The sequence below is a fragment of the Thiofaba sp. EF100 genome (genome assembly GCF_039822285.1).
Taxonomy (GTDB): domain Bacteria; phylum Pseudomonadota; class Gammaproteobacteria; order Halothiobacillales; family Halothiobacillaceae; genus Thiofaba.
The window spans coordinates 456,400-480,983 of record NZ_JBAJEY010000001.1 but is presented as its reverse complement, the minus strand read 5'-3'; the positions used below and the strand labels follow the sequence as shown (position 1 = coordinate 480,983).

Below are 24,584 nucleotides of genomic sequence, written 5' to 3'. Positions count from 1 at the left end.
CCGGGTTTGGACAGGATGGACCGCGTCCGCCGCGAACTCGCCCGTGCCCATCCGGTGCTCGGCCGGCTGGCCAGTTTCCTGCAGGTGACGGTCGAGCCGGGGTTGGGCGTGGATGTCGAAACCAGCGCGCGAAACCTGCGCTTTGACGCGCACTATGCCGCGCGGGCAAGCGCTGCGGACCTTGGGTACTGGCTGGCCCACGCCACCTTGCATGCCGCGTTGTTGCACTTCGCCGCGCCGCCCGGAAGGCCCGAGGCCTGGTCGAAGGCGTGTGATGCCACGGTGGAGCGCCTTTTGCACACGCTGGGGATGCCCCCGCTCGCATCGCCTGCCGCGGAGCGCCATGCCTGGTGGCTCGGTGCGGCGGAGGAGGGCGGGGAGCTTGCAAGAAGCCGCACCTCGGGGGTGGCGAGCGATGAGCAGCCTGCCGGAGCGCCGCACCATCTCGAGGCCCGCCCCTGGCGCATCCGTGTGCGCCAGGCCGTGGGCGAGGCTCTGGGGGCGGGGGATGCGCGCGCTGCCGTACTGCGCGAGCTTTTGGGCGAGTCGCCCGATGTGGCGGCGCACGACTGGCGCGGCCGGCTGGCGGCCTTCATGCAGCGCTGGCACCGGGCGGAGGCGCACTACGGACGGCCCTCGCGCCGCGCCAGCGAGCCCTTCCTTTTGCCCGCGCTGCGGCCCGCCGCCGCGCATATCGTGCTGGCGGTGGACATCAGCGCCTCGATCGACGATGCCCTGCTGCGCAACTTCTGGGCCGAGGTCCAGGCGCTGGCTGGACAGATCCCCATGCGGCTGACCCTGCTCGCCGCCGACACCTGCCTCGCTCCGGGCACCCCCTGGCGCTTTGCCGTGGGGGAGGTGCCGTCCTGGCCCAAGCCGCACGGGCAGGGCGGCACCGACTTCCGCCCGGTGTTCGACTGGATTGGGCAGAGCGGTGAGGATTTCGACGCGCTCGTCTACTTCACCGACGGCAAGGGCGACTACCCGGTCCGCCCGCCCGGCCTGCCGGTGCTGTGGGCAGTGGCGGGCCCGGTCACGCCACCGTTTGGCGAGGTGATCCGCCTGTGAGGCCGGCCCGCGTCATCATCGCCGAGGCGGAGCAGGCCCTGATCCGGCGCGTGCTCGACCAGCTGTGGCTGGAGCAGGGGCTGTCGCGCCACACCCTGAGCGCCTACGAGACGGACATCCGCCTGTTCGCCGCCTGGCTCGACAGGCAGGGACGCAGCCTGATGGGTGCCGACCGGGCGCTGATCATGCGCTTCCTTGCCGAGCGCCTGGCGGAGGGGCATAAGCCGCGAAGCACCGCCCGCCTGCTTTCGGCCCTGCGCCGCTTCTACGGCTGGCTTGCGGCGCATGGCCAGATCGGGCTTGACCCCACCCTCGACATTTCGCCGCCGCGTATCGGCCGCCCGCTGCCCAAGGCCCTGGGCGAGGCGGATGTCGAGGCCCTGCTCGCGGCGCCGATGATCGATACCCAGCTCGGCCTGCGCGACCGTGCCATGCTGGAAACCCTGTACGCCACCGGCCTGCGCGTGTCGGAACTCGTCGGTCTTGCGCTCGGTCAGATCAGCCTGAGTGCGGGCGTGGTGCGCGTGCTCGGCAAGGGGCGCAAGGAGCGGCTGGTGCCGCTCGGCGCCGAGGCGGTGCACTGGATCGAGCGCTATCTGGCCGAGGCTCGCCCCATCCTGCTGGAGGGGTTGGGCGAGAGTGAGGCCTTGTTCGTCACCCGGCGCGGCGGGCCGATGACGCGGCAGATGTTCTGGACGCTGATCAAGCGTTATGCACGCGAGGCCGGCATCGCCGCGCCGCTCTCGCCGCACACCCTGCGCCATGCCTTCGCCACTCACCTGCTCAACCACGGCGCCGATTTGCGCGTGGTGCAGATGCTGCTCGGCCACAGCGACCTCTCCACCACGCAGATTTACACCCACGTGGCGCGGGCCCGCCTCAAGGCCCTGCACGCGGCCCATCATCCTCGCGGATGAACTTTCATGCCCGGGACATGTATGCTGGGCAAAGTGCCTTTTAACCTACCCACCCCTGTGGTGGTTGTTTTTGGAGAATTGCATGAAACGTCTGACCCTCCTGGCCCTTGCGCTTGCCGCGAGCCTGCCCGCGCTGGCCGATCCCGCCACCGAGGCCCTGACCAAGAAGCTCAAGGAGACCATGCCCGGTCTGCCGCTGAGCTCGGTGACGGCCACCCCGGTGCCCGGCGTCTACGAGGTGGTGGCCGGGCCGGACGTGGTGTACATGACCGGGGATGGGCGCTACATGTTCCAGGGGGCGCTGGTGGATTTCGAAAAGCGCAAGAACCTGACCGAAGAACGCCGTACCGGCATCCGGGTCGAGCTGCTCAAGCAGGTGAAGGATGAGGACACCATCATCTACGCCCCGCAGGGTGCGGCGAAATACAGCATTACCGTGTTCACCGACCCGAGCTGCCCCTACTGCCGCAAGCTGCACCAGGAGGTGCCGGAGCTGAACAAGCAGGGCGTCAAGGTGCGCTACGTGCTCTATCCGCGGGCGGGGCTCGATTCGCCGATCGGCAAGTCGAGCATCGGCATCATGTGCGCCAAGGACCGCAAGGCCGAGCTGGACAAGTCGCTCGGTGGCCAGAGCGTGAATCTTCCGGCCTGCGACAAACACCCGCTGGCGCAGATGATCGACCTAGGGGGGCAGTTGGGGCTTGAGGGGACGCCGTTCATCGTCACCGAGGGCGGGCAGGTCATCCCAGGCTACCGTCCGGCGGCCGAATTGGTGAAGGTGCTGGAGCGGCTCAAGGCCGGGGGATGAACCGCGGCTGGCCTGTAGGAGCGCCTCCCGCCGCGTTCGAGTGTCGCTCCATCGGCCCCCGGGGCAGACTGTTTCAAAAGGGCTGTCCTGCCCTTTTGAAACTCGCCTCGTCGCGGTACATGCCCGCGACGGGCTCCGAGAATCAATCACTCATCGTGATTGATTCTCGCGCGATCCGTCCATGGCTCGCATTTCAGCCTGTGTCAAAGGCTTTTGACACAGCCTGGAGGGCGGGCCTCCTACAGCAGGGGCCGCGTGGGAGCGGCGCCCCCGCCGCGATCGAATGCCGGGTGTTCAGCCCGGGGGCGGGCCTCCTACCTCGCTTCATCCGGGCCGATGGGTTGAACCCAGGGAGGCGAACATGATCTGGCTGGCCTTCGGGCTGTGCGCGCTGGTGATCGGGGTGGCGGGCTACCAGCTCTCCCGCTACGGCGACCGGATCGCCGAACTGACCGGCCTGACCCGCGGCTGGATCGGCCTGGCCTTGGTGGCCACGGCGACCTCCCTGCCTGAGCTGTTCACCGGCATCAGTGCCGTCAGCTTTGCGCATGCCCCCAACATCGCGGTGGGCAACATCCTCGGCGCCACGGTCATGAACCTGCTCCTGATCGTGCTGCTCGACTTTTTCCATCGCAAGGCTCCGGTCTTCACCCTGGTCAGCCACGGCCACATCCTCGGCGCGGGTTTCGCGGTCATGATGCTGGGGCTGGTCGGCTTCAACATCCTCCTTGCCCAGCAGGGTCCGCAGCCCACCCTCGGTCATGTCGGTGTCTATACGCCGGTGATCGTGTTGCTCTACCTCGTCGCCCTGCGCGTCGTCTTCCTCTACGAGAAGGGACACAACCACGTCGAACCCCAGCCTCCGGGGGATGGCATCACCCTCGGGGGTGCCATCCTCCGTTTCACGCTCGCGGCGCTGGTGGTGGTGGCTGCTGCCCTGACCTTGCCCTTCATTGCCGAGGGCATCGCCAGCGAGATGGGCTGGGCGCGCGGTTTCGTCGGCACCCTGTTCGTTGCCCTGGTCACCACCCTGCCTGAGATCGCGGTCACCGTTGCGGCCCTGCGGCTGGGCGCGCTCGACCTTGCCATCGGCAACCTGTTCGGGAGCATCCTGTTCAACCTGGCCATCCTTGCCATCGATGACCTGTTCCTTCTCGAGGGGCCGCTGTTCTCCCATGTCGACTTGATGCATGCGGTTTCTGCCCTGTCGGCGGTGATGATGACCGGGGTGGCCGTCGTCGGTCTGCTCTACCGGCCCACGACGCGCCTGTTCAAGACGGTCGGCTGGGTCAGCCTGACCCTGTTTTCCCTCTACATGCTGAATGCCTATGTCCTCTTCATCTATGCCCAGTGAGTGCATGCATGCCGGGGGGGAGGGGAATATCTGCCACAACCTTGCGTGGGAGGTGGTCCTGGCAACACTGCAGAGCGATGCCGATCATGGCCTGGACGAGGAGGAGGCCGCAGCGCGGCTGGCCCGCCATGGCGAGAATGTCCTCCCCAGTCCCCCCCGGCAGGGCCTCCTGAGACGCTTCCTCGCCCAGCTGAACAATCCCTTGATCTATGTCCTTTGGCTTGCCGCCCTGGTGACGCTGTTCCTGGGGCATGTCACGGACACCGGCGTGATCGTGGGGGTCATCCTCATCAATGCACTGCTGGGAGTGGTGCAGGAGGGCAGGGCGGAGCGGGCGCTGGAGGCCCTGCGCCAGGTGCTCACCCCGTATGCCCAGGTGCTGCGCAACGGTCGGGTGATGCAGATCGACGCCAGCCGGTTGGTGCCGGGGGATATCGTGCTGCTGCAGGCGGGGGACAAGGTGCCGGCGGACATGCGCCTGATCCGGGCGCACAGCCTGGCCATCGATGAGAGCCTGCTCACCGGCGAGTCCGTGCCTGCGGAGAAGGGCACGGTTCCGGTGGCCGTCGGGGCCAGGGTGGCCGAGCGCAGCAGCATGGGCTTCGCCGGAACCCTGGTGACCCAGGGGCAGGGGATGGGCGTGGTTGTGGCCACCGGGGTGCACACCGAGCTTGGCCGCATCAGTGCCCTGCTCAAGACGGTTCCCCAGCTGACCACGCCACTCCTTCGGCACCTGGAGCGGCTGTCCAGGGATCTTAGTCTGATCATCTTGGCCCTCGCGCTGCTGGCCTTTGTGATCGGCGTGGCCTGGCAGGGGCTGCCTTGGGCCGACACCTTCCTGATCGCAGTCGGCATGGCGGTGGCCGCAATCCCTGAGGGCCTGCCGGCTGTGCTGACCATCGCCCTCGCCATCGGCGTGCAGCGTATGGCCAGGCGCAACGCCATTGTGCGCCGCCTGCCGGCGGTCGAGGCGCTTGGTGCGGTGACCACCATCTGCACCGACAAGACCGGTACCCTGACCTGCAACGTCCTCACGGCCGTGCATGTCTTGACCCCGCAGGGCGAGTACACGGTCGAAGGTGCAGGCTACGACCCCCACGGCCGCGTCCTGCGGGATGGTGTTCCCATCGAGCGGGATGGTCACCCGGATGTGGAGGCGCTCCTGCATGCGGCCATGCTCTGCAATGATGCCGAGCTGGTCCGCGACGGTGATCGGCGCTGGTACGTCCTGGGGGACCCGCTGGAAGGCGCACTCCTGGTGCTGGCGCGCAAGTTCGGCCTCGACCCGGAGCTTGAGCGCGCGCGCTGGCCGCGCCTCGAGCTTCTTCCCTTCGACGCGCGCCTGCGCTACATGGCCACACTCCATCGCGACCCCGAGGAAGGCAGGGTCGCCTTCATCAAGGGCGCGCCCGAGGTCATCCTGGCCCGTCTGAAGGAGGTTCCGCCGGGTATCGAGGCGGAGCTGGACCGGCTCGCCGGCGAGGGCTTGCGCCTGATCGCCTTCGCGCGCAAGCCGCTGGCGGGCCATGAGCTCGTCGCCGAGGATCTTTCCGGCGGGCTGGAGTGGCAGGGGGTGGTCGGCTTCATCGATCCGCCGCGCGAGGGCGTGCCCGAGGCCGTGGCGGCCTGCCAGCAGGCGGGCATCCGGGTGAAGATGATCACCGGCGACCATGCGGTCACGGCCGCGGCCATCGCCCGCCAGCTCGGCATCGGCGACGGGCAGGCCGTCCTGACCGGCGAGGAACTGGAGAGGCTGGCGCCCAACGAACTGGCCCAGCGGGTGCGCGAGGCGGACGTCTTTGCCCGTACCACGCCCGAGCAGAAGCTGACCCTCCTCTCTGCCCTGCAACAGGCCGGCGAGGTGGTGGCCATGACCGGCGACGGGGTGAACGACGCCCCGGCGCTCAAGGGGGCGCAGGTCGGTATCGCCATGGGCAAGACCGGGTCGGAGGTGGCGCGCGAGGCCTCGGTGATCGTGCTGGCGGACGACAACTTCGCCACCATCGCCAAGGCAGTGCGCGAGGGGCGGGGGGTGTACGACAACCTGCGCAAGACCATCCTCTATATCCTGCCCTCGGATGCGGGCGAGGCGATGATCATGCTCGCTGCCCTCCTGCTGGGCGGGGTCGCGCCGATTACGCCGGTGCAGATCCTTTGGATCAACATGGTGACGACGGTCAACCTTGCCCTTGCCCTCGCCTTCGAGAGGCCCGAGGCGGATGTCATGCGGCGTCCTCCTCGGTCCCCGCGGGCCCTCCTGGTCGGCGGGGGGGTGTTGTGGCGCATCGTCCTGGTCGGCAGCCTGATGGTGCTGGGGGGGTATGGCATGTTCAACCTGCTGCTCGACCAAGGAGGAAGCCTCGAGGCCGCGCGCACCGCGGCACTCAACACCATCGTCCTGATCGAATGCTTCTATCTCCTCAACGCGCGCTACCTGAATGCCCCGGTGCTCAACCGCGAAGGACTGTTCGGCAACCCGGTGATCTGGTACGTGATCGGCCCGCTGATCCTCCTGCAGCTGCTGGTCACCTATGCCCCGTTCATGCATGCCCTGCTTGGCACGGCGCCACTTCCAGCGGTCACCTGGGGCTGGATGATGCTGGTTGCCATCGGGGTGATGCTCGTGGTCGAGCTGGAGGTGAGGGGCAGACGATGGTGGGAGCGGCGCGCTGCATCGCCGCGCGGAGCCTGAAAGCCAGACACCCGCCGGGCGGCGGGTGTCTGGTAGGCGGTGCGGGCTTGCCTTGGCAGGATGTTGAAAGCCTTTTTCAACGGCTGTTAGTGCATCAGGCTGAACATCCTGCGGCGGTAGGTCGAAACCAGAGGGTGCTCGTTGCCGAGCATCTCGAACAGCTGCAAGAGCCCCTTGCGCCCGGCGTCGTCGCCGAAGGCGCGGTCGCGCTTCATGATCTCGAGAAACTGCTCCATCGCCGCCTCGTGCTGGCCCTGGCCGATCAGCACGGTGGCGAGCTTCTGGCGGGCTTCGAGGTCGGCGGGGTCGTGGCTGATGCGCCCCAAAAGCTCGCCCATGTCACCGGCCTCCTTGGCCTGGCGGGCGAAGCCGATCTGCGCCTTCAGCTCGCGTGCCATGCCCGCCTCGGGGGCCTCGTCCGGGATGGCCTCCAAGATGGCCAGGGCTTCGTCGAAGTTGCCGGAGTGGGCGGCGAAGCGGGCGAGGGCGAACAGCACGGCGGTGTTCTTCGGGTCGATGCGGTTCGCCTGCTTGAGCATCTCCACCGCGGCCTCCTCTTCACCCTGCTCCAAGAAGCCCATGGCCTGTTTCAGCAGCAGGTCAGACTCGCGCACGATGTGCTTGTCGATGAGTTTGCGGATTGCGCCCTCCGGTTGCGCGCCCATGAACTGGTCGATGGCGCGGCCGTCCTTGAACAGCATCACGGTCGGCAGGCTGCGGATGCCGAACTGGGCGGCCAGCATCTGCTCCTGGTCGGTGTCGACATAGGCCAGGTGCACCTCGCCGTTATAGCCCTCCACCACGCGCTTGAGCAGCGGCTTGAGGATCTGGCAGGGCTGGCACCACGCTGCCCAGAAATCGACCAGTACGGGGCGCTCGTGTGAGGCCTGGATGACCTTCTCGGCAAAGTCCTGTTCGGTGACGTCAAAGACGAAGCTACTCATCGTGTGATCTCGAATCGGTTCCAAAAACGGTGAGCCCTATCTTACAGGCTGCCGTTAGAATGGGGGCGTCCATCGGGGATTCAAGCGACCAGCATGAGCAACAACGCCTACAACGCCGCCGCCATCGAGGTGCTCACCGGGCTTGAGCCTGTGCAGAAGCGTCCTGGCATGTATACCGACACCACCCGCCCGAATCATTTGGCGCAGGAGGTCATCGACAACAGCGTGGACGAGGCGCTGGCCGGCTTCGCCAAGCGGATCGAGGTGACCCTGCACGGCGATGGTTCGGTCTCGGTGGTCGACGACGGGCGTGGCATGCCGGTCGACATCCACCCCGAACAGGGCATCCCGGGGGTGGAGGTGATCCTCACCAAGCTGCATGCGGGCGGCAAGTTCTCCGAGAAGGCCTACGGCTACTCCGGTGGCCTGCACGGGGTGGGGGTGTCGGTGGTCAACGCGCTTTCGCGCCGGCTGGAGGTCACCGTCTGGCGGGACGGCAAGGAACACGCCATGGCCTTCGAGCATGGCGCCAAGGTCGAGGACCTGCACGTCATGGGCACGGTGGGCAGGAACCGCACCGGCACCTTGGTGCGTTTCTGGCCGGAACCAAGGTATTTCGACACGCCGAAGTTCCAGGTGGGCCGCCTGCGCCAGCTGTTGCGTGCCAAGGCGGTGTTGTGCCCCGGCCTTAAAGTCACGTTCATCGACGAGGGGGAGGGGACGAAGGAGGAGTGGTGCTACGCGGATGGGCTGCGCGACTACCTGCTGGAGGCCTTGGCCGGTCAGCCGATCCTGCCGATGGCGGCCTTCACGGGCAGCCTGGCGGGCGAGCGCGAGGCGGTGGATTGGGCTCTGGCCTGGCTGGCCGAGGGCGGTGAGGCCATCCAGGAGAGCTACGTCAACCTCATTCCCACCCCGCAGGGCGGCACCCACGTCAACGGCCTGCGCCTGGGGCTGACCGAGGCCCTGCGCGAGTTCTGCGAGTTCCGCAACCTGCTGCCGCGTGGGCTTAAGCTTGCGCCGGAGGACGTCTGGCAGGATGTGACCTTCGTGCTCTCCTTGAAGATGCGCGAGCCGCAGTTCGCCGGCCAGACCAAGGAGCGCCTCTCCTCGCGTGAGAGTGCGGCCTTCGTCTCGGGTGTGCTCAAGGATGCCTTCAGCCTGTGGCTCAACCAGCAGCCGGAGGTGGGCGAGCAGATCGCGCAGCTTGCCATCCAGAAGGCCCAGCGCCGCCTGCGCGAGGAGAAGAAGGTGGTACGCAAGCGCGTCACCCAGGGCCCCGCGCTGCCGGGCAAACTGGCGGACTGCCTGTCTACCGACCTTTCCCGCACCGAGTTGTTTCTGGTCGAGGGCGACTCCGCCGGCGGCTCGGCCAAGCAGGCGCGCGATCGGGACTTCCAGGCCATCCTGCCCCTGCGCGGCAAGATCCTGAATACCTGGGAGACCGACCCGGAGCAGGTGCTCGCCTCCCAAGAGGTGCACGACATCGCGGTGGCGCTCGGCATCGAGCCGGGCAACCCCGATCTGTCGGGGCTACGCTACGGCAAGGTGTGCGTGCTGGCGGACGCCGACTCCGACGGCCAGCACATCGCCACCCTGCTGTGCGCCCTGTTCGTGCGCCATTTCCCAAGCCTGGTCGAGGCCGGACACGTGTACGTGGCCATGCCGCCGCTGTTCCGCATCGATGCCGGCAAGCAGGTGTTCTACGCCCTGGACGAGCAGGAGCGCGACGGCATCCTCGACCGCCTGAAGGCGGAGAAGGTGGGCAAGATAAGCGTGACCCGCTTCAAGGGCTTGGGTGAGATGAACCCGATGCAACTGCGCGAATCGACCATCGCCCCGGAGACCCGCCGCCTGGTGCGCCTGACCCTTGATCAGGCGGAGGAGGCGCGCCTCATGCTCGACATGCTGCTGGCCAAGCGGCGTGCCGCCGACCGGCGCGCCTGGCTGGAGAGCAAGGGTCATCTGGCGGATGTGGTGGTCTGAGGCAAGTCTGCATCCCCCCGTATTTCTTCACCGCCACGGGTAGCTTGGCCTCTGGGTGAGCGGTCCCCGCCCGCGATGATGCGCATCGGCCCGGGGCGGGCCTCCTACAGTGCCTTCATTTCCGGAGGGAGGATGGAACCTGCCCACAGCCAGGGGCTACCCCTGCCCCCGCCATCAGGAGGCTTTCGACGGCGCTTCGGCGAGTACGACGACGATGGTCTGGCCGGGCTTGAGCTCGCCCTTCTCGTCCAGCTTGTTCCACTGGCGCAGCTGCGCCACCTCCACCTTGAAGCGTCTGGCGATGCTGAACAGGGTGTCCCCTTTCTGCACGGTGTAGGTGGTCTTGCGCGCTTCCCCGGCAGGCGCCTTGGCGGTGGCGCTCGGCGTGCTCGTCGGGCGTCCTTCCGCGATCTTGGCCTCGCGGAGGCCGTCCGCACCCTGCGCGCGGGCTTCGCCAGCTTCACGTAGCGCCTTCGGCGATCCCCGATCCGCTGATCCCTCCCCTCCGACCCTTCCGGCTTCCATGCCGGAAGCCCCTGCGGGGTGTGGCCGTCGGGTCCACGACGGATCGGTGTAGATGACCAGCTTCTGTCCTGCCTTGAGCGTGGTGTCCGGCTTCAGGCCATTCCACGAGGCGAGGGTCTGCGTATCCACCCCGTGCTGGCGCGAGATCTGGTAGAGGTTTTCGCCAGGTGAGACCGCGTGATTGATGGCCTTGCCGGGAGCCGCTGAAGCGGCCGGTTTGGCCTCGGCCAGTTCGATACGCTCGGAGGGCCTTTCGGGGAGCAATACGGTCTGGCCGCGTGTGACCTTGTCACGCAGCAGGGGGTTCATGTCGCGCAGGGTGGCGAGGCTCACACCAAAACGGCGGGCGAAGCTGGCCGCGCTCTCGTCACGGGCCGCCTTGATCTGGCGCTGCCTGGGCAGGACGGCATACAGCTCTTTCATGTCCATGGTCTTCAGCCGGTGGGCCTTGTCCTGCGGCAGAAGCAGGGCCACGGTTTCCTTGCCATTGCCGTTCACCCCGCGCTTGAAGCCGGGGTTGAGGCGGTACAGTTCATCCACGCTCATGTCCATGGCATTGGCGACCTTGGACAGGTCCAGCGGGCGGTCCAGTTCGATGCGGGCGAGGAAGGGGGCATCCTCGACCTTGTGCGGGATCAGTCCGTACACGTGCGGGTCGTGGAACAGGCGGCTGAGGGCGATCAGGCGGGGGACGTAGGCCTTGGTCTCCTCCGGCAGGTCGAGCGACCAGTAATCCGTAGGCTCGCCTTTGGACGCGGCGCGTTCGATGGCCCGGCTGACGGTGCCTTCGCCGGCGTTGTAGGCGGCGAGGGCGAGGGTCCAGTCGCCCTCGAACATGTCATTCAGGCGCTGGAGGTAGTCCAGTGCGGCCTGGGTGGAGGCGTGTACATCGCGGCGGCCGTCGTACCACCAGTTCTGCTTCAGGCCGAAATGCTGGCCGGTGCTGGGGATGAACTGCCACAAGCCGGCGGCCTGGGAGCGCGAGGTGGCCTGCGGCTGGTAGGCGCTTTCGACGATCGGCAGCAGGGCGAGCTCCATCGGCATGCCGCGCTCGCGCAGCTGCTCGACGATGAAGAACAGGTAGGGTTCCGCGCGCTGGGTGATGGTCTGCAGCTGGTCCAGCCGGCTGAGGTAGCCGAACATCTCCCGGTCGATGCGGTCGTGCACCATGGAGTACATGGTGAAGTCGCGCGCCAGGCGGGTCCACAGTCCATAGTCGGGGGCGGGGTCGCCGCGCGGGGCCTGGGTTGCGGGTGCAGGCTCCTGGGCAGCAAGACGGTAGAGGTCCTCGTGACTCGGCAGGTCGTTCGGCGTCGCACCCGGTCCGGACTGTGCCTCGGCCTTATCCTCGCGGATGTCCAGCTCGGCGCAGCCCGAAAGGGCGAGCATGAGCACGATGGCAAGGGATAACAAGCGCATCGGAGGCCTGTGCTGCTGTCCTGGATCAAGCCGGGGATCGTAACGTTGGCAGGATGTTCATGCAAGTTTGGCATCGAACGCGTCTTTCCAGGCGCGTACTGCGGCGAACATCGCGCTGGGGACCGAGAGGTTTTCTCCGCTGCGCTCGGCCGCGCGCTGGCGCAGCTCGGGGCTGTCCCAGCGCAGGAAGGGGTTGGTCGACTTCTCGAGCAGGAGGGTGGAGGGGACGGTCGGTTCACCCCGCTCGCGCTGTGCGCGGGTGGCCTCGATGCGGGCGCGGATGGCAGGGTTGCCGGGTTCGGCCAGCACTGCGAAGCGCAGGTTGTCCTCGGTGTACTCGTGGCCGCAGTAGATGAGGGTGTCATCAGGCAGGGCGCGGATCTTCTCGAGCGAGTCCTGCATCTGTTGCGGGGTGCCCTCGAACAGCCGGCCGCAGCCGGCGCCGAACAGGGTGTCGCCGCAGAACAGCGCGCCCGCCTTCGGGTTGTAGTAAGCGATGTGGTCGAGGGTGTGGCCCGGGGTGGCCATCACCCGCCACTGGCCGAGCCGGCCAAGATCGACGCTCTCCCCCTCTTTGAGCGGCCGGCTGACGCAGTCGATGCGCTCTGAATCCGGGCCGAGGATCGGCGCCCCATAACGCTCGGCCAGTTCGCGCGCGCCGCCGGTGTGGTCCCAGTGGTGGTGGGTAAGCAGGATGGCGGTCAGGCGCAGGCCTTGGCCGTCGAGGTGGTCGATCACCGGCCGTGCGTCGCCCGGATCGACCACGGCGGCCTCCTGGGCGTCATCGTGCAGCAGCCAGATGTAGTTGTCGTCGAAGGCGGGCAGGGGAGTGATGCGCATGGATTCGGGCTGGTCTAGATTCAGAGGATCATGGAAGTCTAGGCGAAAGGAATGTCGCAGCCCATCCCCTTCTCGGTCACCCCCGCCCGTGCCGCGTTACTGATGCTGGCAGGGTGCGTGGCTGCCATGCCGTGCCCTTCGCTGGCCGAGCATGTCTTTCTTGCCCTGCTCCTTGCCGTGTTGCTGGTGCTCCTCCCCGGTACCCGCCCGCTCGCATGGCTGTTGCTTGGGCTGGCCCTCGGCGGGCATGCGGTCGGGGCGGTGCGCGATGGTTGGCTTGCGGCCCCGCTTGAAGGGGAGCCGTTGGTGTTTGATCTGCGCATCGAGGAATTACCGGAGGCGCGTGCCCGTGGTGTCGTCTTCGTCGCTGAAGTAGTGAGGGCGCCTGAGGGGCAGGAGCCGGGGTTCCCCCGCAAGTTGCGCCTGAGTTGGTACAAGGATGCCCCGAGGCTTGCACCGGGAGAGGTGTGGCGGGTCAACGCGCGGCTCAAAAGGCCGCACGGGACCGTCAACGGCTTCGGTTTCGATTACGAGGCCTGGTTGTTCCGCCAGGGTATCCAGGCCACCGGGACGGTGCGTGATGGCACGCGCCTTTCGCCCGCCCCGGCGTGGGCGGTCGATGGCCTGCGGCTGGCCGTGCGCGAGCGCTTGGCCGGGATGCTGGCGGGGGAGCCTTCGCTTGGCCTGATCTTGGGGCTTGTCATCGGCGATCGCTCGCTCATCGTCGAGTCCCAGTGGGATGATCTGATCGCCACCGGGACCAATCACCTGCTGGCGATCTCCGGGTTGCACGTCACCATGATCGCGGGACTGATCTGGGCGCTGGTGCGCAGGCTTTGGGCGTGGATCCCTGCCTTGGTTCTCCGGTGTCCTGCCCCGCTCGCCGGTGCGCTCGCGGGCGGGGTGGGTGCGCTGGGGTACAGTCTGCTGGCAGGCTTCTCCGTGCCGACCCAGCGCACCTTGCTGATGCTGCTCGCGGTGGTGCTGGCCCTGCTCTCGCGCCGCGTGGTGCGCACGCGCGACGTGCTCGGCCTGGCCTTGCTGTTCGTCCTGCTGTGGGATCCGCTGTCGGTGCTGGACGTCGGCCTCTGGCTGTCCTTTGGTGCGGTCGGCCTCCTGGTCTATGCCGGGTCGGGACGGCTGGCGCGGCCGGGCTGGCTGCGGGAGGCCAGTCATGCGCAGCTGGCAGTCTCGCTCGGCCTCTTGCCTCTGACCCTGCTGCTGTTCCAGCGCGGCGCGCTGGTCTCCCCGCTCGCCAATGCCATTGCTATTCCCTTGGTGAGTCTGCTCGTCACCCCGCTGGCGCTGGCGGGGAGTGTGCTCGCCCTGTTGGCCGAGCCGCTCGCTCATGCCCTGTTGTGGCTCGCCGCCCGCCTGCTTGACGGGCTGATGGGGCTGCTGCACGGCATGGCGGCCTGGCCCATGGCGCAATGGTTCCCGCCCAAGGCCCAGGGCTGGGCCTTCCTGCTCGCCATTCCGGCACTGGTCTGGTTGCTGGCGCCCGTCGGCGTGCCCGCGCGCTGGGTGGGGCTGTTCCTGCTCGCGCCCTTGACTTGGCCGCGCGTACCGCAGCCTGGGCCGGGGGAGCTGTGGCTGGACATGCTGGATGTGGGGCAGGGGCAGGCGGTTCTGGTGCGCACCTCCGGCCACGTCATGCTGTACGACGCCGGTCCCCTCGGCTTTGGCGGTTTCGATGCCGGCGCGGAGGTGGTGCTGCCCGTGTTGCGCGGGCTGGGCGTGGGGCGTCTGGACGCGGTGGTGCTCAGCAATGGGGACCGGGACCACGCCGGCGGATTTGAGGCCATCCGCTCGGATCGCGAGGTGCTACGCCTCTGGCATGGCGGGGGCCTGCATGAGGGCGAGCCCTGCCGGAAGGGCGAGGGCTGGGCTTGGGATGGTGTGCGTTTTGCCTTCTTGCACCCGGTGGCCGGTTTCCGCGACGGCAAGGACAACGATCAGAGCTGCGTGCTGCGCATCGATGCGCCGGGCGGGAGTGTATTACTTACCGGGGATATCGAGCGGCGGGCCGAGGCGGCGCTTTTGGAGGAGCCCGATGCCTTGCGTGCCACGGTGGTGCAGGTGCCCCACCACGGCAGCGCGACCTCTTCGAGCATGGCCTTCGTCGAGGCGGCCGCACCCCGCATCGCCCTGATCTCGGCGGGCTACCGCAACAACTTTCGCCATCCCAGACCGGAGGTCGTGGCGCGCTGGCAGGAGGCTGGGGCGGCGGTCTTGGATACGCCTGCCTGTGGTCGGATTCGGGTGCGGCTGGCGGAGGCTGGGGCGCCGGAGGTGGATTGTGCCCGGTTGGGGTGGTTGTGGGCTTGGCGGGTGCCGGCGGAGTCGCCATCACCCTCTCCCCCGACCCCTCCCCCGTCGAAGGGGGAGGGGGGAGTAGTTATTCAGGCCTTGCCCTGAGGGTCAGGCCGCCTCGAGTGCAGCCAGCTCGTTAAGCACGGCGCGGACCAGGCGGGCCTGAGCCTCGGGCAGACCTGCGGTCAGCGTGTCCGTCTCCCGCTCGCCCTCGACGATGGCGATCAGCGCCTCGGACGTCGCGATCGCGGCCGGGGTGTCCGCCGCCTCGCGCAGGCCCGCCATGGTCTCCAGCGCCTCGCGCTCGCCCAAGGTGGCGGCGTAGATCAGCGCGGCGAGGGGGGCTGCCGCCTGGTGGGCGGCGTCCTGCTCCAGCTCGGCGAGGAAGGTGGGGTCCTCAAGGCCACGCTGCATGGCCTGCAGGATGGCCCGGTCCTCCTCGTCCAGTGCCGCAAGGTCGACAGCCTCGCCGTTGACGAAGTCGATCATGGCCTTCACCAGTGCGTTCCAGCCGGCCTCCTCCATCTCGCGGAAAAGTTCGAACAGGGCCGGGGCCAGGTCGGAATCCTGGCGCACGGCCACCGCCAGGCGGATGAGTTCGGCGTGGGTATGGGCGATCTGGTGCTGGAGGGCGTTGGGCATGGAAGTCACGCGGGCCTGTGAAAGCCGACATGATACGACGTCCGTCAGGTCCGGTTCACCGTCTGCCCCAGCACCTCGGCCAGCTGGCGGGTGGCGGGCCCGGCCAGTTCGGGCTGGACGAAGATGAGGTAGAGCGGCGCCTTACGCCGCTGCCCCTCGCGTAGGGGCAGGGGGAGAAGCTCGCCCGCCTCGATGCGCGCCTGGATCAGGTGGCGGGGCAGCCAGGCGAAGCCGAGCCCGGCGGCAACCATCGACAGGGCCGTCTCCATGCCCGTCACGGTCCAGCGCCGGGGGGAGCCCAGCCAGCCCTCGTCCCTGGGCTTCATCCTGCCCGAGTCGCGCAGCACGACCTGCTGCGCCTGGCGCAGGTCGTCAGCCTCGATGGGGCGTCCAAGGCGATGCAGCGGGTGATTGGGATGGGCGACGGCGATGAACTCGACCTCGATCAGCACATCGCCCAGATGTCCCTCCGGCACCCGCGCGGCGATCACCAGGTCGGCGCTGCCGTCGATGCAGGCCTCGTCCGCCCCGGACAGCACTTCCTCCCGCAATTGCAGGCGCGTCTGCGGCGCCAGTTCGGCAAAGCGGGCCAGGGCCTGGAGCAGCAACGGGGTGGGGAAGGCCGCGTCCACTGCCAGCCGCACTTCCGGCTCCCAGCCTTGGCGCAGGGTGGCGGCCAGTCCCTCCAGCCGGCGCGCGGCCTCCAGCACTTCCTCGGCGCGAGCCAGCAGCGTCCGGCCAGCCTCCGTCAGCCGCGCCTTGCGCCCCTCCGGTGCGAGCAGCTCAAGGCCAAGTGACTCCTGCAGCCGTGCGACGGCATAGCTGACGGATGACTGGCTCCGGTGCAGGGCCGCGGCGGCCTGGGCGAAGCCGCCGTGCTCGACGATCGACTGCAGCACGCGCCATTGCTCAAGGGTGGTCCTTGGGATGAACATTGATCGAATATTTGGATGATATTGTTGCAATTTATGCGCTTTTTTATCGAAGAGATCAAGCCTATCGTTCTCCCGGTAGAAACCTCGGGTCCCCGGATAAGGAGATAGCCATGAACACCCTGCTGCAGATCAACACCAGCGCCCGCGCCGCCGGTCACGCCAACCGCCTGGCGCATGAATTCGTAGACGCCTGGCGTGCCAGGCATCCGGCAGATCGCATCGTCGTCCGTGACCTCACCACGGCTCCCGTGCCGCACCTTACGGAAACCACCCTGAACGCCTTCTTCACCCCGCCGGAACAGCGAGACGAGGCGCTTCAGGCGGCCGCGCGCCTGTCCGACGAGCTGATCGCCGAGATTCAGGGGGCGGACGTGATCGTGATCGGCGTGCCGATGTACAACTTCGGTATCCCGTCCACCCTGAAGGCTTACTTTGATCACATTGCCCGCGCCGGCATCACCTTCCGCTATACCGCAAACGGCCCGGAAGGGCTGCTTCAGGGTAAGCGCGCCATCATCCTCGCGGCGCGCGGAGGGATCTACAGCGGCACGCCGAAAGACACCCAGACCGGCTACCTGCGCGACTTCCTCGGCTTCATCGGCATCACCGATGTCACCTTCGTCTATGCCGAGGGGCTGGCGATGGGCGAGGAGCGCTTCGCCGAGGCCGACGAGGCCGCGCGCCGGCAGATTCACGCCTTGACCTCCGGGTGAAACAAACAAAAGGAGAGCGACATGATCACGTTGCGCAGGGCGGATGATCGCGGCCGCGCCCGCTTCGGCTGGCTCGACAGCCATCACAGCTTTTCCTTCGGCCAGTACTATGACCCGGAGCAGATGGGCTGGGGTCCGCTGCGCGTGATCAATGACGACCGGGTCATGCCGGGGGCAGGGTTCAGCACCCATGGTCACAGCAACATGGAGATCATCTCCTACGTGCTCGAGGGCGCCTTGCAGCACAGGGACTCGACCGGCAGCGGCTCGGTGATCCGTCCGGGCGAGGTGCAGCTGATGAGCGCGGGACGCGGCATCATGCACAGCGAGTACAACCCCTCCGCGACGGAAGAGGTGCATTTCCTGCAGATCTGGATCGAACCTGAGCGGCGCGGCACCGAGCCGGGCTACCAGCAGCGCGCTTTTCCAGCCGATGAGCTGGTCGGGCGCCTGCGCCTGATTGCCTCGCCGGACGGGCGGCATGGCTCGCTGACGATGAAGCAGGACGCGCTCCTTTACGCCGGCCTGCTCGATGGCGGGGAGGTCGTCGAACACACGCTTGCGCCAGGACGCCGCGCCTATGTGCACCTCGCGCGCGGTGAGCTGACGCTCAACGGCCAGCAGATGCGGGCGGGTGACGGGGCGAAGATCGCGGAGGAAGCCCGGCTGGTTTTCGCGGAGGGCAAGGACGCGGAGTTCCTGCTGTTCGACCTGCCATGAGCTTTCCGCGGCAGGGCTTGCAGAGGAGCCGCAGGAGGCTTATTCCCGTACCTTGCCCCGCAGGGCCTTGATCCGGCCGTGTTTCGCCTTGCTCTCCAGCCGCCTCACCCTTGACGCCCGCGTCGGCTTGGTCGGCTTGCGCAGCTTGGCTGGGCGGGTGGCGGTCACGAGCAGGTCGTGCAGGCGCAGGAGTGCGTCCGCACGGTTCTTCTCGTGGCTGTTGAAGCGCTGCGCTTTGATCACGACCACCCCATCCTTCGTGATGCGGTGATCGTGCAGGGCGAGCAGCCGAGCCTTCACCTCGTTCGGGAGGGAGGAGGCCTTCACGTCGAAGCGCAGGTGAACCGCGGTCGCGACCTTGTTCACGTTCTGCCCGCCCGGTCCCTGGGCGCGGATGGAGGTGAGCTCGATCTCGTCCTCGGGGACGGGCAGGTGAGCGGTCACAGCGCGCGGATCTTCGCTTCCTGCGCCCGCAGTTGTTCCAGGGCGGCGCTGAACTCGCGCTCGCGCTGGCGCTCCTGCTCGACGACCGCCGGCGGGGCCTTGTCGGTGAAGGTGGGGTTACCGAGCTTGGTGCGGCACTTGTCCAGCTCCTTCTCGAGCTTGCCGATCTCCTTGCCGAGGCGCGCCAGCTCGGCCTCCTTGTCGATCAGCCCGGCGAGCGGGATCAGCACCTTCATCTCACCGACCAGGGCGACCGCGGACTCGGGCGCGCTGGCCTCGTCCTCGACCACCTCGATGTTCTCGATGCGGGCGAGGGAGGTGAGGAAGGCGCGGTTGTCAGCCAGCAGGCGGCGGTCGTTGGCGGAGGCGTTGGCGATGAGCACCGGCAGCGGTTTGCCCGGGGCAATGTCCATCTCCGCACGGATGCGGCGCACGCCGAGCACGAAGGCCTTGAGCCAGTCGATGTCAGCGAGGGCTGTTTCGTCGATGCGGCTGGCCTCCGGCTGCGGGAAGGGCTGCAGCATGATGGTGGCTTGGTATTCACCCTCTCCCCCGGCCCCTCTCCCCTCAAGGGCGAGGGGAGCCTTGCCTGCCAGCGGTGCGACGCGCTGCCAGATCTCCTCGGTGATGAACGGCATGATCGGATGCAGCAGGCGCAGCAGGGCTTCGAGCACGCGCACGAGGGTGCGGCGGGTGCCGCGCTGGGTGGCCTCATCTCCGGTCTTGAGCGCGGGTTTGGAGAGCTCGAGGTACCAGTCGCAGTACTCGTTCCAGGTGAAGTCGTACAGCGCCTGGGCGGCGAGGTCGAAACGGTAGGATTCAAAATAGCGGATGACATCCGCCTCAAGCCGCTGCAGAAGGCTGATGATCCAGCGGTCGGCGAGGGTGAGGGTCACCTCGCCTGTAGGAGCCCCGCCCTCGGGGCGAGCCGTGTCTGAACGCGGCGAGGGCGCCGCTCCCACCACGCCGCAGTCCTGCCCTTCGCACTGCATCAGTACGTAACGGCTGGCGTTCCAGAGCTTGTTGCAAAAATTGCGGTAGCCCTCCACCCGCGCAAGGTCGAAGCGGATGTCGCGGCCGGTGGAGGCGAGGGCGGCGAAGGTGAAGCGCAGGGCGTCGGTGCCGAAGGCGGGGATGCCGTCCGGGAACTCCTTGCGGGTGTCTTTCTCGATCTTGGCGGCCATCTTGGGCTGCATCAGGCCGCTGGTGCGCTTCTTGACCAGGGTTTCGAGGTCGATGCCGTCGATCAGGTCGATCGGGTCCAGCACATTGCCCTTGGACTTGGACATCTTCTGGCCCTGCGCGTCGCGCACAAGGCCATGCACGTACACCTCGCGGAACGGCACGTCGCCCATGAAGTAGTTGCCCATCATCACCATCCGGGCGACCCAGAAGAAGATAATGTCGAAGCCCGTGACCAGGACGCTGGTGGGGTAGAAGGTGGCAAGCTCGGGGGTTTTTTCTGGCCAGCCGAGGGTGGAGAACGGCCACAGGGCGGAGGAGAACCAGGTGTCGAGCACATCCACGTCCTGGGTCAGGACGAGGTCGGCGGGCAGGCCGTACTTGGCGCGCGCCTCCGCCTCCGAACGGGCGACGTAGACGTTGCCCGCGCCGTCGTACCAGGCGGGAATGCGGTGGCCCCACCAGATCTGGCGACTGATGCACCAATCCTGGATGTTGTTCAGCCACTGGAAGTAGGTGTTCTCCCAGTTTTGCGGCACGAATCTGACCCGGCCGTCACGCACGCAGGCGAGGGCCGGCTCGGTGATGGCCTTCTTGCCGCCGGGGCGGCCATCGGGCTGCACCTCGCGGGTCAGGTCCACAAACCACTGGTCGGTCAGCATCGGCTCGATCACGCTGCCTGTGCGGTCGCCGCGCGGGACCATCAGGGTGTGCGGCTTGATCTCGCCCAGGAGGTCGAGCTCCCTCAGGTCGTGGAGGATGACGTCGCGTGCCTCGAAGCGGTCGAGGCCACGGTACTTCTCGGGGATGAGGCCGAGGTTCGCCTCGCCGCCGACAACCTCAGCCTGGTCGCGGATGCGCGCGTCAGAGGTCATGACGTTGATCATCGGCAGGTTGTGGCGCTGGCCAATGGCGTAGTCGTTGAAGTCGTGCGCCGGGGTGATCTTCACGCAGCCGGTGCCGAAGGCCATGTCGACGTACTCATCGCCGATGATGGGGATCTCGCGGCCCACCAGCGGCAGGCGCAGGGTCTTGCCGATCAGGTGCTTGTAGCGCTCATCCTCCGGGTTCACCGCTACGGCGGTGTCGCCCAGCATGGTCTCCGGGCGGGTGGTGGCGACGACGAGATGACCGGAGCCGTCGCTCAGAGGGTAGCGCAGTTGCCACAGGTGGCCTTGTTCCTCCTCGCTGATCACCTCCAGGTCGGAGACGGCGGTGTGCAGGACCGGGTCCCAGTTCACCAGGCGCTTGCCGCGGTAGATCAGGCCGTCGTCATACAGGCGGACGAACACTTCTTTCACGGCGTCCGACAGGCCCTCGTCCATGGTGAAGCGCTCGCGCGACCAGTCGGGCGAGGCGCCCAGGCGGCGCATCTGGCGGGTGATGGTGCCGCCGGATTCGGCCTTCCACGCCCACACCTTGTCGATGAAGGCGTCACGGCCCAGGTCATGGCGCGTCTGGCCTTTGGCCGCCAGCTGACGCTCCACCACCATCTGGGTGGCGATGCCCGCATGGTCGGTGCCCGGCTGCCACAGGGTCTGGTCCCCCTTCATGCGGTGATAGCGGATCAGCGCATCCATGATCGTGTCCTGGAAGGCATGCCCCATGTGCAGGCTGCCGGTCACGTTCGGCGGCGGCAGCATGATGCAGTAGGCGGGGCCATTCCCCTGCGGGGCAAAGTGGTTGGCGTGTTCCCACTCGGCGTACCAGCGGGCTTCGATCGCTTTCGGATCGTAGGTTTTTTCCATGACGGGCGTTCGGAGGCGTGTAGAAGATGGGGCATTATAGGCTCTTCTTTATCGAGGTTCCGACTGGGGCAGTTGGGAGGTGTGGCATGGGCTGGGCTGAATTGATCCAGGAGCAGGTGAAGTCGCTGCCTGAGGATCAGGCTAAGGAAGTGCTGGACTTCATCGGTTATCTGAAGGAGCGGCGCGAACAACAGGCGTGGGCGGATCTCGTCCAGGCCCAGCAGTCGAGCCTGGCAGGCCTTTGGGACCAGCCGGGCGAAGAGGTCTGGGATCATGTTTGAGGCGGGAAGCATTCTGCTCATCCCTTTCCCCTTCACCGATATGTCCTCGTCCAAGCGCCGTCCGGTGCTGGCCCTGACCGCGCCTGATGCCTTTGGCGATTTCATCGCCTTGCCGGTGACTTCGCGAGCGCATCATGAGCACACCATGCCCCTCAGTAACGCGGACCTTCAGGAAGGGCAGTTGCCTGTCGAAAGCTGGATCAGGCTCGATCGCGTTGTGACGCTGAGTGCGGGGTTGGTCGTCAAGGCCATCGGCAGGGTGGGGACCGAGGTTCTCGAACGGGCGCGGAACGGACTGTGCGACACGATCGGCTGAAGCTGGCGCGGTGGATCTCGCCTGCCGTGCGGCGGGGGGTGGGGTATGTCCTGGTGATCCTCCTCGCTCTCGTCGTTGAGTGGCTCTTCGGCTGGGGGCGCCTGCTCGCCCCTTGGGCCGAGGTCTCGTTCGGCGGGCTGCTGGTCGCCGTCGCCATGATGCTCGGAAGCTATGTTCTCCGCGCCTGGCGCGTGGCGGATCATTTCGCTATCCATCGCCGCTTCGGTGCGGTGCTCTCCCTCAACCTTCAGCACAATCTCTGGAACAACCTCCTGCCCATGCGCAGCGGGGAGCTGAGCTTTCCGATCCTGATGCGGCAGCGGTTTGGCACCGATCCTGCGCATGCGCTGGCGGGGCTGTTCTGGATCCGGCTGGTGGATGCCCAGGTTTTGGCCGCCCTAGGGCTCGGGAGCCTCTTATGGCTGGCGAAGGTGAAGGTCATGGCCTTGGCTTTGCTGGGGCTCGCCCTGGTGGCCCCGTTCGTGGTCTGGTCGTTGCGCGGGTGGCTGACAGCCTGGGTTGCGGGCATGGGGGAGGGCAGGCTGCGCAGGCTGCTCGACAAGGCCCTGGCCGGCCTGCCGCGCGATGTTGCGCATTTCTCACGCGGTGTGCTTTTGACCTGGGCCAACTGGCTGGTCAAACTCGCGGCGCTGGCGTGGATCCTGCGCCAGTTCCTCGCCATCGACTGGGCCGGGGCGGGGCTTGCGGTGCTCGGCGGGGAGGTGACCTCCGTATTGCCGATCCATGCCCCAGGCGGCTTTGGCACCTATGAGGCGGGCATGCTCGGCCTGCTGCTGCCGCAGGGGATGGAGCTGGCAGCAGCCACCGCAGCGGCCATCAATACCCACCTGTTCCTGCTCGCCTCAAGCCTGCTTTTCGGCCTGGCCGCCATGCTGATCTCGGGCAAATCGGCTACCATGCCGACACCCGCCAAGGACCCATCAACGCCATGACCTCCAGCGCCCAGCACCGCCTCTCCCTTGTCATCCCCATGTACAACGAGCAGGACAACGTCCTGCCCATGCTCGAGCGCGTGCACGAGGTGCTGGGGCACTATCCCATGCCCTGGGAGGTGCTGCTGGTGAACGATGGCAGCAGTGATGGCACGCTGGCGATGATGCGCGAGGGCCAGGCCAAGTATGGCGAGCACGTGCGGGTGGTGGAGCTGCGCCGCAACTTCGGCCAGACCGCGGCGATGCAGGCGGGGATCGACCTTGCGCGCGGTGATGTGATCGCCACCCTCGATGGCGATCTGCAGAACGACCCCATCGACATCCCGCGCATGGTCAACCGCCTGCTGGACGAGGACCTCGACCTCGTCGCCGGCTGGCGCAAAAACCGCCAGGATGCGGTCATCATGCGCAAGATCCCCTCGCGCATCGCCAATAAGCTGATCCGCCGTATTACCGGGGTGCAGCTGCACGACTATGGCTGCAGCCTGAAGGTGTTCCGCGCCGAGGTGGTCAAGAACGTGCGCCTGTATGGCGAGATGCACCGCTTCATCCCGGCGTGGCTTGCCACCTACACCGCGCCGAACCGCATCGCCGAGGAGGTGGTGCAGCACCATCCGCGCACCCGCGGGGTGTCGAAGTACGGGATCTCGCGCACCTTCCGTGTCATCATCGACCTGTTGGTGGTGTACTTCTTCATGCGCTTCTCCGCGCGCCCCGGGCATTTCTTCGGCATGGTGGGCCTGGGCCTTGGGGGGCTGGGTGGCCTGATCATGGCCTACATGGTGCTGCTCAAGCTTTTGGGTGAGGACATCGGCACCCGTCCGCTGTTCTTCACCGGCATCCTGCTGATCCTGGTGGGCGTGCAGATGCTGACCACCGGCGTGGTGGCCGAGATGCTCTCGCGGGTCTACTTCGAGTCGCAGGAGCGCAAGAGCTACATTGTGCGCAACAAGGATGCCGTACCGGCCACCGATGATGAGGCTTGGTGTGAACCCCCTCCGGCCTGAGCAGCGGCTCTATCTCGCCCTGGCCGGGCTGTTCGCGCTCCTGCTGCTGATCAGTTTTCTTCCCGGCGTCAACCTGGCGGGTTTCCATTTCATCAATGGCTGGGGCGTAGGATTCGAGCCGCCATGGGCGGGGATCAACCTGCTCGGCGACACCCTGGTTACTGTCGTCCTTTTCCTGCCGTTTATCTGGCGCCGGCCCGAGGTGGTCTGGGCCGCCGTGGTCTCCGCCCTGCTCGCCACCCTGGTGGTCCATGGTCTGAAACCCTGGCTTGCCTGGCCGCGCCCATTGGGTGTTTTGCCGACCGACGAGGTGCACCTGATCGGTCATGCCCTCCACGCCAAGACCTTTCCCTCCGGTCACTCGGCCAGCATTGCCACCGCCGCGGGCGCACTGGCCCTGGCCCTGCGCGCGCCGTGGTGGGGTGTGCTGCTTGCCGCTGGCGTGGCGGTGGTGGTGGGGCTTGCGCGCACCGTGGTCGGTGCCCACTGGCCGCAGGACGTGGCCGCCGGGGTGTTCATCGGCTGGATGGCGGCCTGGGTCGGGGTGCGCCTGGCCGAGCGCTGGCCGGTCAACCGCCGCTGGGGTCAGCCGCTCATGGCCCTGTTGCTGGTCATCGTCCTGACGCAGCTCCATGGCTTCGACGGCGGCTACCCCGAGGGGCGCTGGGTGCTGGTGCCGGTGGTCCTGTGGGCCGTGCTCGGCAGTGCCTGGGTGTTGTGGCGCGCCAATCGCCGCCTGCGCTGACGGCCTGGTGGCCTACACTCCTCGGCAGGCGA

At 67.3% G+C, this 24,584-nt stretch carries 21 protein-coding genes; 14 read left to right on the top strand and 7 right to left on the bottom strand.

Annotated elements, in window-relative coordinates:
• Positions 1–15: 15 nt before the first annotated feature.
• The 5 genes from V6D91_RS02340 to V6D91_RS02320 all read left to right on the top strand — a co-directional run bounded on the left by V6D91_RS02340 (position 16) and on the right by V6D91_RS02320 (position 6,839).
• Entirely contained in the window at positions 16–1,068 is a 1,053-nt protein-coding gene (locus tag V6D91_RS02340) for a VWA-like domain-containing protein (protein WP_347317575.1), read from the top strand.
• The gene (xerD, locus tag V6D91_RS02335; RefSeq protein WP_347317574.1) at positions 1,065–1,985 is read left to right on the top strand and encodes a site-specific tyrosine recombinase XerD; all 921 of its coding nucleotides are present in this window, start codon (positions 1,065–1,067) and stop codon (positions 1,983–1,985) included. The genes V6D91_RS02340 and xerD overlap by 4 nt, the downstream gene beginning before the upstream one ends.
• 82 nt (positions 1,986–2,067) lie before the next feature.
• Complete coding sequence (locus V6D91_RS02330; protein ID WP_347317573.1) at positions 2,068–2,793, top strand: DsbC family protein; 726 nt, start codon at positions 2,068–2,070, stop codon at positions 2,791–2,793.
• Between the two features lie 361 nt (positions 2,794–3,154).
• Entirely contained in the window at positions 3,155–4,147 is a 993-nt protein-coding gene (locus V6D91_RS02325; protein ID WP_347317572.1) for a sodium:calcium antiporter, read from the top strand.
• Positions 4,122–6,839, top strand: coding sequence for an HAD-IC family P-type ATPase (locus tag V6D91_RS02320; protein WP_347317571.1), 2,718 nt, complete (start codon positions 4,122–4,124; stop codon positions 6,837–6,839). Before V6D91_RS02325 ends, V6D91_RS02320 begins: the two co-directional genes overlap by 26 nt.
• Positions 6,840–6,925: 86 nt before the next feature.
• On the opposite strand, the gene trxA is transcribed toward V6D91_RS02320, so the two are convergent.
• Positions 6,926–7,783, bottom strand: a complete 858-nt coding sequence (gene trxA / locus V6D91_RS02315) for a thioredoxin (protein ID WP_347317570.1) — start codon at positions 7,781–7,783, stop codon at positions 6,926–6,928.
• A gap of 93 nt (positions 7,784–7,876) precedes the next feature.
• On the opposite strand from trxA, the gene parE reads away from it, so the two are divergent.
• The gene (parE, locus tag V6D91_RS02310) at positions 7,877–9,769 is read left to right on the top strand and encodes a DNA topoisomerase IV subunit B (protein WP_347317569.1); all 1,893 of its coding nucleotides are present in this window, start codon (positions 7,877–7,879) and stop codon (positions 9,767–9,769) included.
• A gap of 174 nt (positions 9,770–9,943) precedes the next feature.
• Here parE and V6D91_RS02305 read toward each other — a convergent pair whose 3' ends face one another.
• Together V6D91_RS02305 and gloB are read right to left on the bottom strand one after the other, a co-directional pair.
• Entirely contained in the window at positions 9,944–11,713 is a 1,770-nt protein-coding gene (locus tag V6D91_RS02305) for a LysM peptidoglycan-binding domain-containing protein (protein WP_347317568.1), read from the bottom strand.
• A 57-nt stretch (positions 11,714–11,770) separates the two neighbouring features.
• Positions 11,771–12,553, bottom strand: coding sequence for a hydroxyacylglutathione hydrolase (gene gloB / locus V6D91_RS02300; protein ID WP_347317567.1), 783 nt, complete (start codon positions 12,551–12,553; stop codon positions 11,771–11,773).
• 51 nt (positions 12,554–12,604) lie between these two features.
• On the opposite strand from gloB, the gene V6D91_RS02295 reads away from it, so the two are divergent.
• The gene (locus V6D91_RS02295; RefSeq protein ID WP_347317566.1) at positions 12,605–14,971 is read left to right on the top strand and encodes a DNA internalization-related competence protein ComEC/Rec2; all 2,367 of its coding nucleotides are present in this window, start codon (positions 12,605–12,607) and stop codon (positions 14,969–14,971) included.
• A 3-nt stretch (positions 14,972–14,974) separates the two neighbouring features.
• Here the strand turns inward: V6D91_RS02295 and V6D91_RS02290 are convergent, their stop codons facing one another.
• Together V6D91_RS02290 and V6D91_RS02285 are read right to left on the bottom strand one after the other, a co-directional pair.
• Positions 14,975–15,508 (bottom strand): hypothetical protein, encoded by a 534-nt coding sequence (locus V6D91_RS02290; RefSeq protein ID WP_347317565.1) that lies wholly within the window; start codon positions 15,506–15,508, stop codon positions 14,975–14,977.
• A 44-nt stretch (positions 15,509–15,552) separates the two neighbouring features.
• Positions 15,553–16,443, bottom strand: a complete 891-nt coding sequence (locus tag V6D91_RS02285) for a LysR family transcriptional regulator (RefSeq protein WP_347317564.1) — start codon at positions 16,441–16,443, stop codon at positions 15,553–15,555.
• A gap of 110 nt (positions 16,444–16,553) precedes the next feature.
• On the opposite strand from V6D91_RS02285, the gene V6D91_RS02280 reads away from it, so the two are divergent.
• Complete coding sequence (locus tag V6D91_RS02280; protein ID WP_347317563.1) at positions 16,554–17,156, top strand: FMN-dependent NADH-azoreductase; 603 nt, start codon at positions 16,554–16,556, stop codon at positions 17,154–17,156.
• Between the two features lie 21 nt (positions 17,157–17,177).
• Positions 17,178–17,876, top strand: coding sequence for a pirin family protein (locus tag V6D91_RS02275; protein WP_347317562.1), 699 nt, complete (start codon positions 17,178–17,180; stop codon positions 17,874–17,876).
• A gap of 39 nt (positions 17,877–17,915) precedes the next feature.
• Here the strand turns inward: V6D91_RS02275 and arfB are convergent, their stop codons facing one another.
• Together arfB and V6D91_RS02265 are read right to left on the bottom strand one after the other, a co-directional pair.
• Positions 17,916–18,320, bottom strand: coding sequence for an alternative ribosome rescue aminoacyl-tRNA hydrolase ArfB (gene arfB / locus V6D91_RS02270; protein ID WP_347317561.1), 405 nt, complete (start codon positions 18,318–18,320; stop codon positions 17,916–17,918).
• Complete coding sequence (locus V6D91_RS02265; RefSeq protein WP_347317560.1) at positions 18,317–21,250, bottom strand: valine--tRNA ligase; 2,934 nt, start codon at positions 21,248–21,250, stop codon at positions 18,317–18,319. The genes arfB and V6D91_RS02265 overlap by 4 nt, the downstream gene beginning before the upstream one ends.
• 86 nt (positions 21,251–21,336) lie before the next feature.
• Here V6D91_RS02265 and V6D91_RS02260 point away from each other — a divergent pair, with 86 nt between their 5' ends.
• The 5 genes from V6D91_RS02260 to V6D91_RS02240 are packed head-to-tail and all read left to right on the top strand — an operon-like array spanning position 21,337 to position 24,552.
• A complete protein-coding gene (locus V6D91_RS02260; protein ID WP_347317559.1) occupies positions 21,337–21,531 on the top strand; it encodes a DUF2281 domain-containing protein in 195 nt (64 codons plus the stop codon).
• Complete coding sequence (locus tag V6D91_RS02255; RefSeq protein ID WP_347317558.1) at positions 21,524–21,847, top strand: type II toxin-antitoxin system PemK/MazF family toxin; 324 nt, start codon at positions 21,524–21,526, stop codon at positions 21,845–21,847. Before V6D91_RS02260 ends, V6D91_RS02255 begins: the two co-directional genes overlap by 8 nt.
• The gene (locus V6D91_RS02250; RefSeq protein ID WP_347317557.1) at positions 21,829–22,800 is read left to right on the top strand and encodes a lysylphosphatidylglycerol synthase domain-containing protein; all 972 of its coding nucleotides are present in this window, start codon (positions 21,829–21,831) and stop codon (positions 22,798–22,800) included. Before V6D91_RS02255 ends, V6D91_RS02250 begins: the two co-directional genes overlap by 19 nt.
• The gene (locus tag V6D91_RS02245; protein ID WP_347317556.1) at positions 22,797–23,807 is read left to right on the top strand and encodes a glycosyltransferase family 2 protein; all 1,011 of its coding nucleotides are present in this window, start codon (positions 22,797–22,799) and stop codon (positions 23,805–23,807) included. The genes V6D91_RS02250 and V6D91_RS02245 overlap by 4 nt, the downstream gene beginning before the upstream one ends.
• Positions 23,788–24,552 (top strand): phosphatase PAP2 family protein, encoded by a 765-nt coding sequence (locus V6D91_RS02240; RefSeq protein WP_347317555.1) that lies wholly within the window; start codon positions 23,788–23,790, stop codon positions 24,550–24,552. Before V6D91_RS02245 ends, V6D91_RS02240 begins: the two co-directional genes overlap by 20 nt.
• Positions 24,553–24,584: the final 32 nt, after the last annotated feature.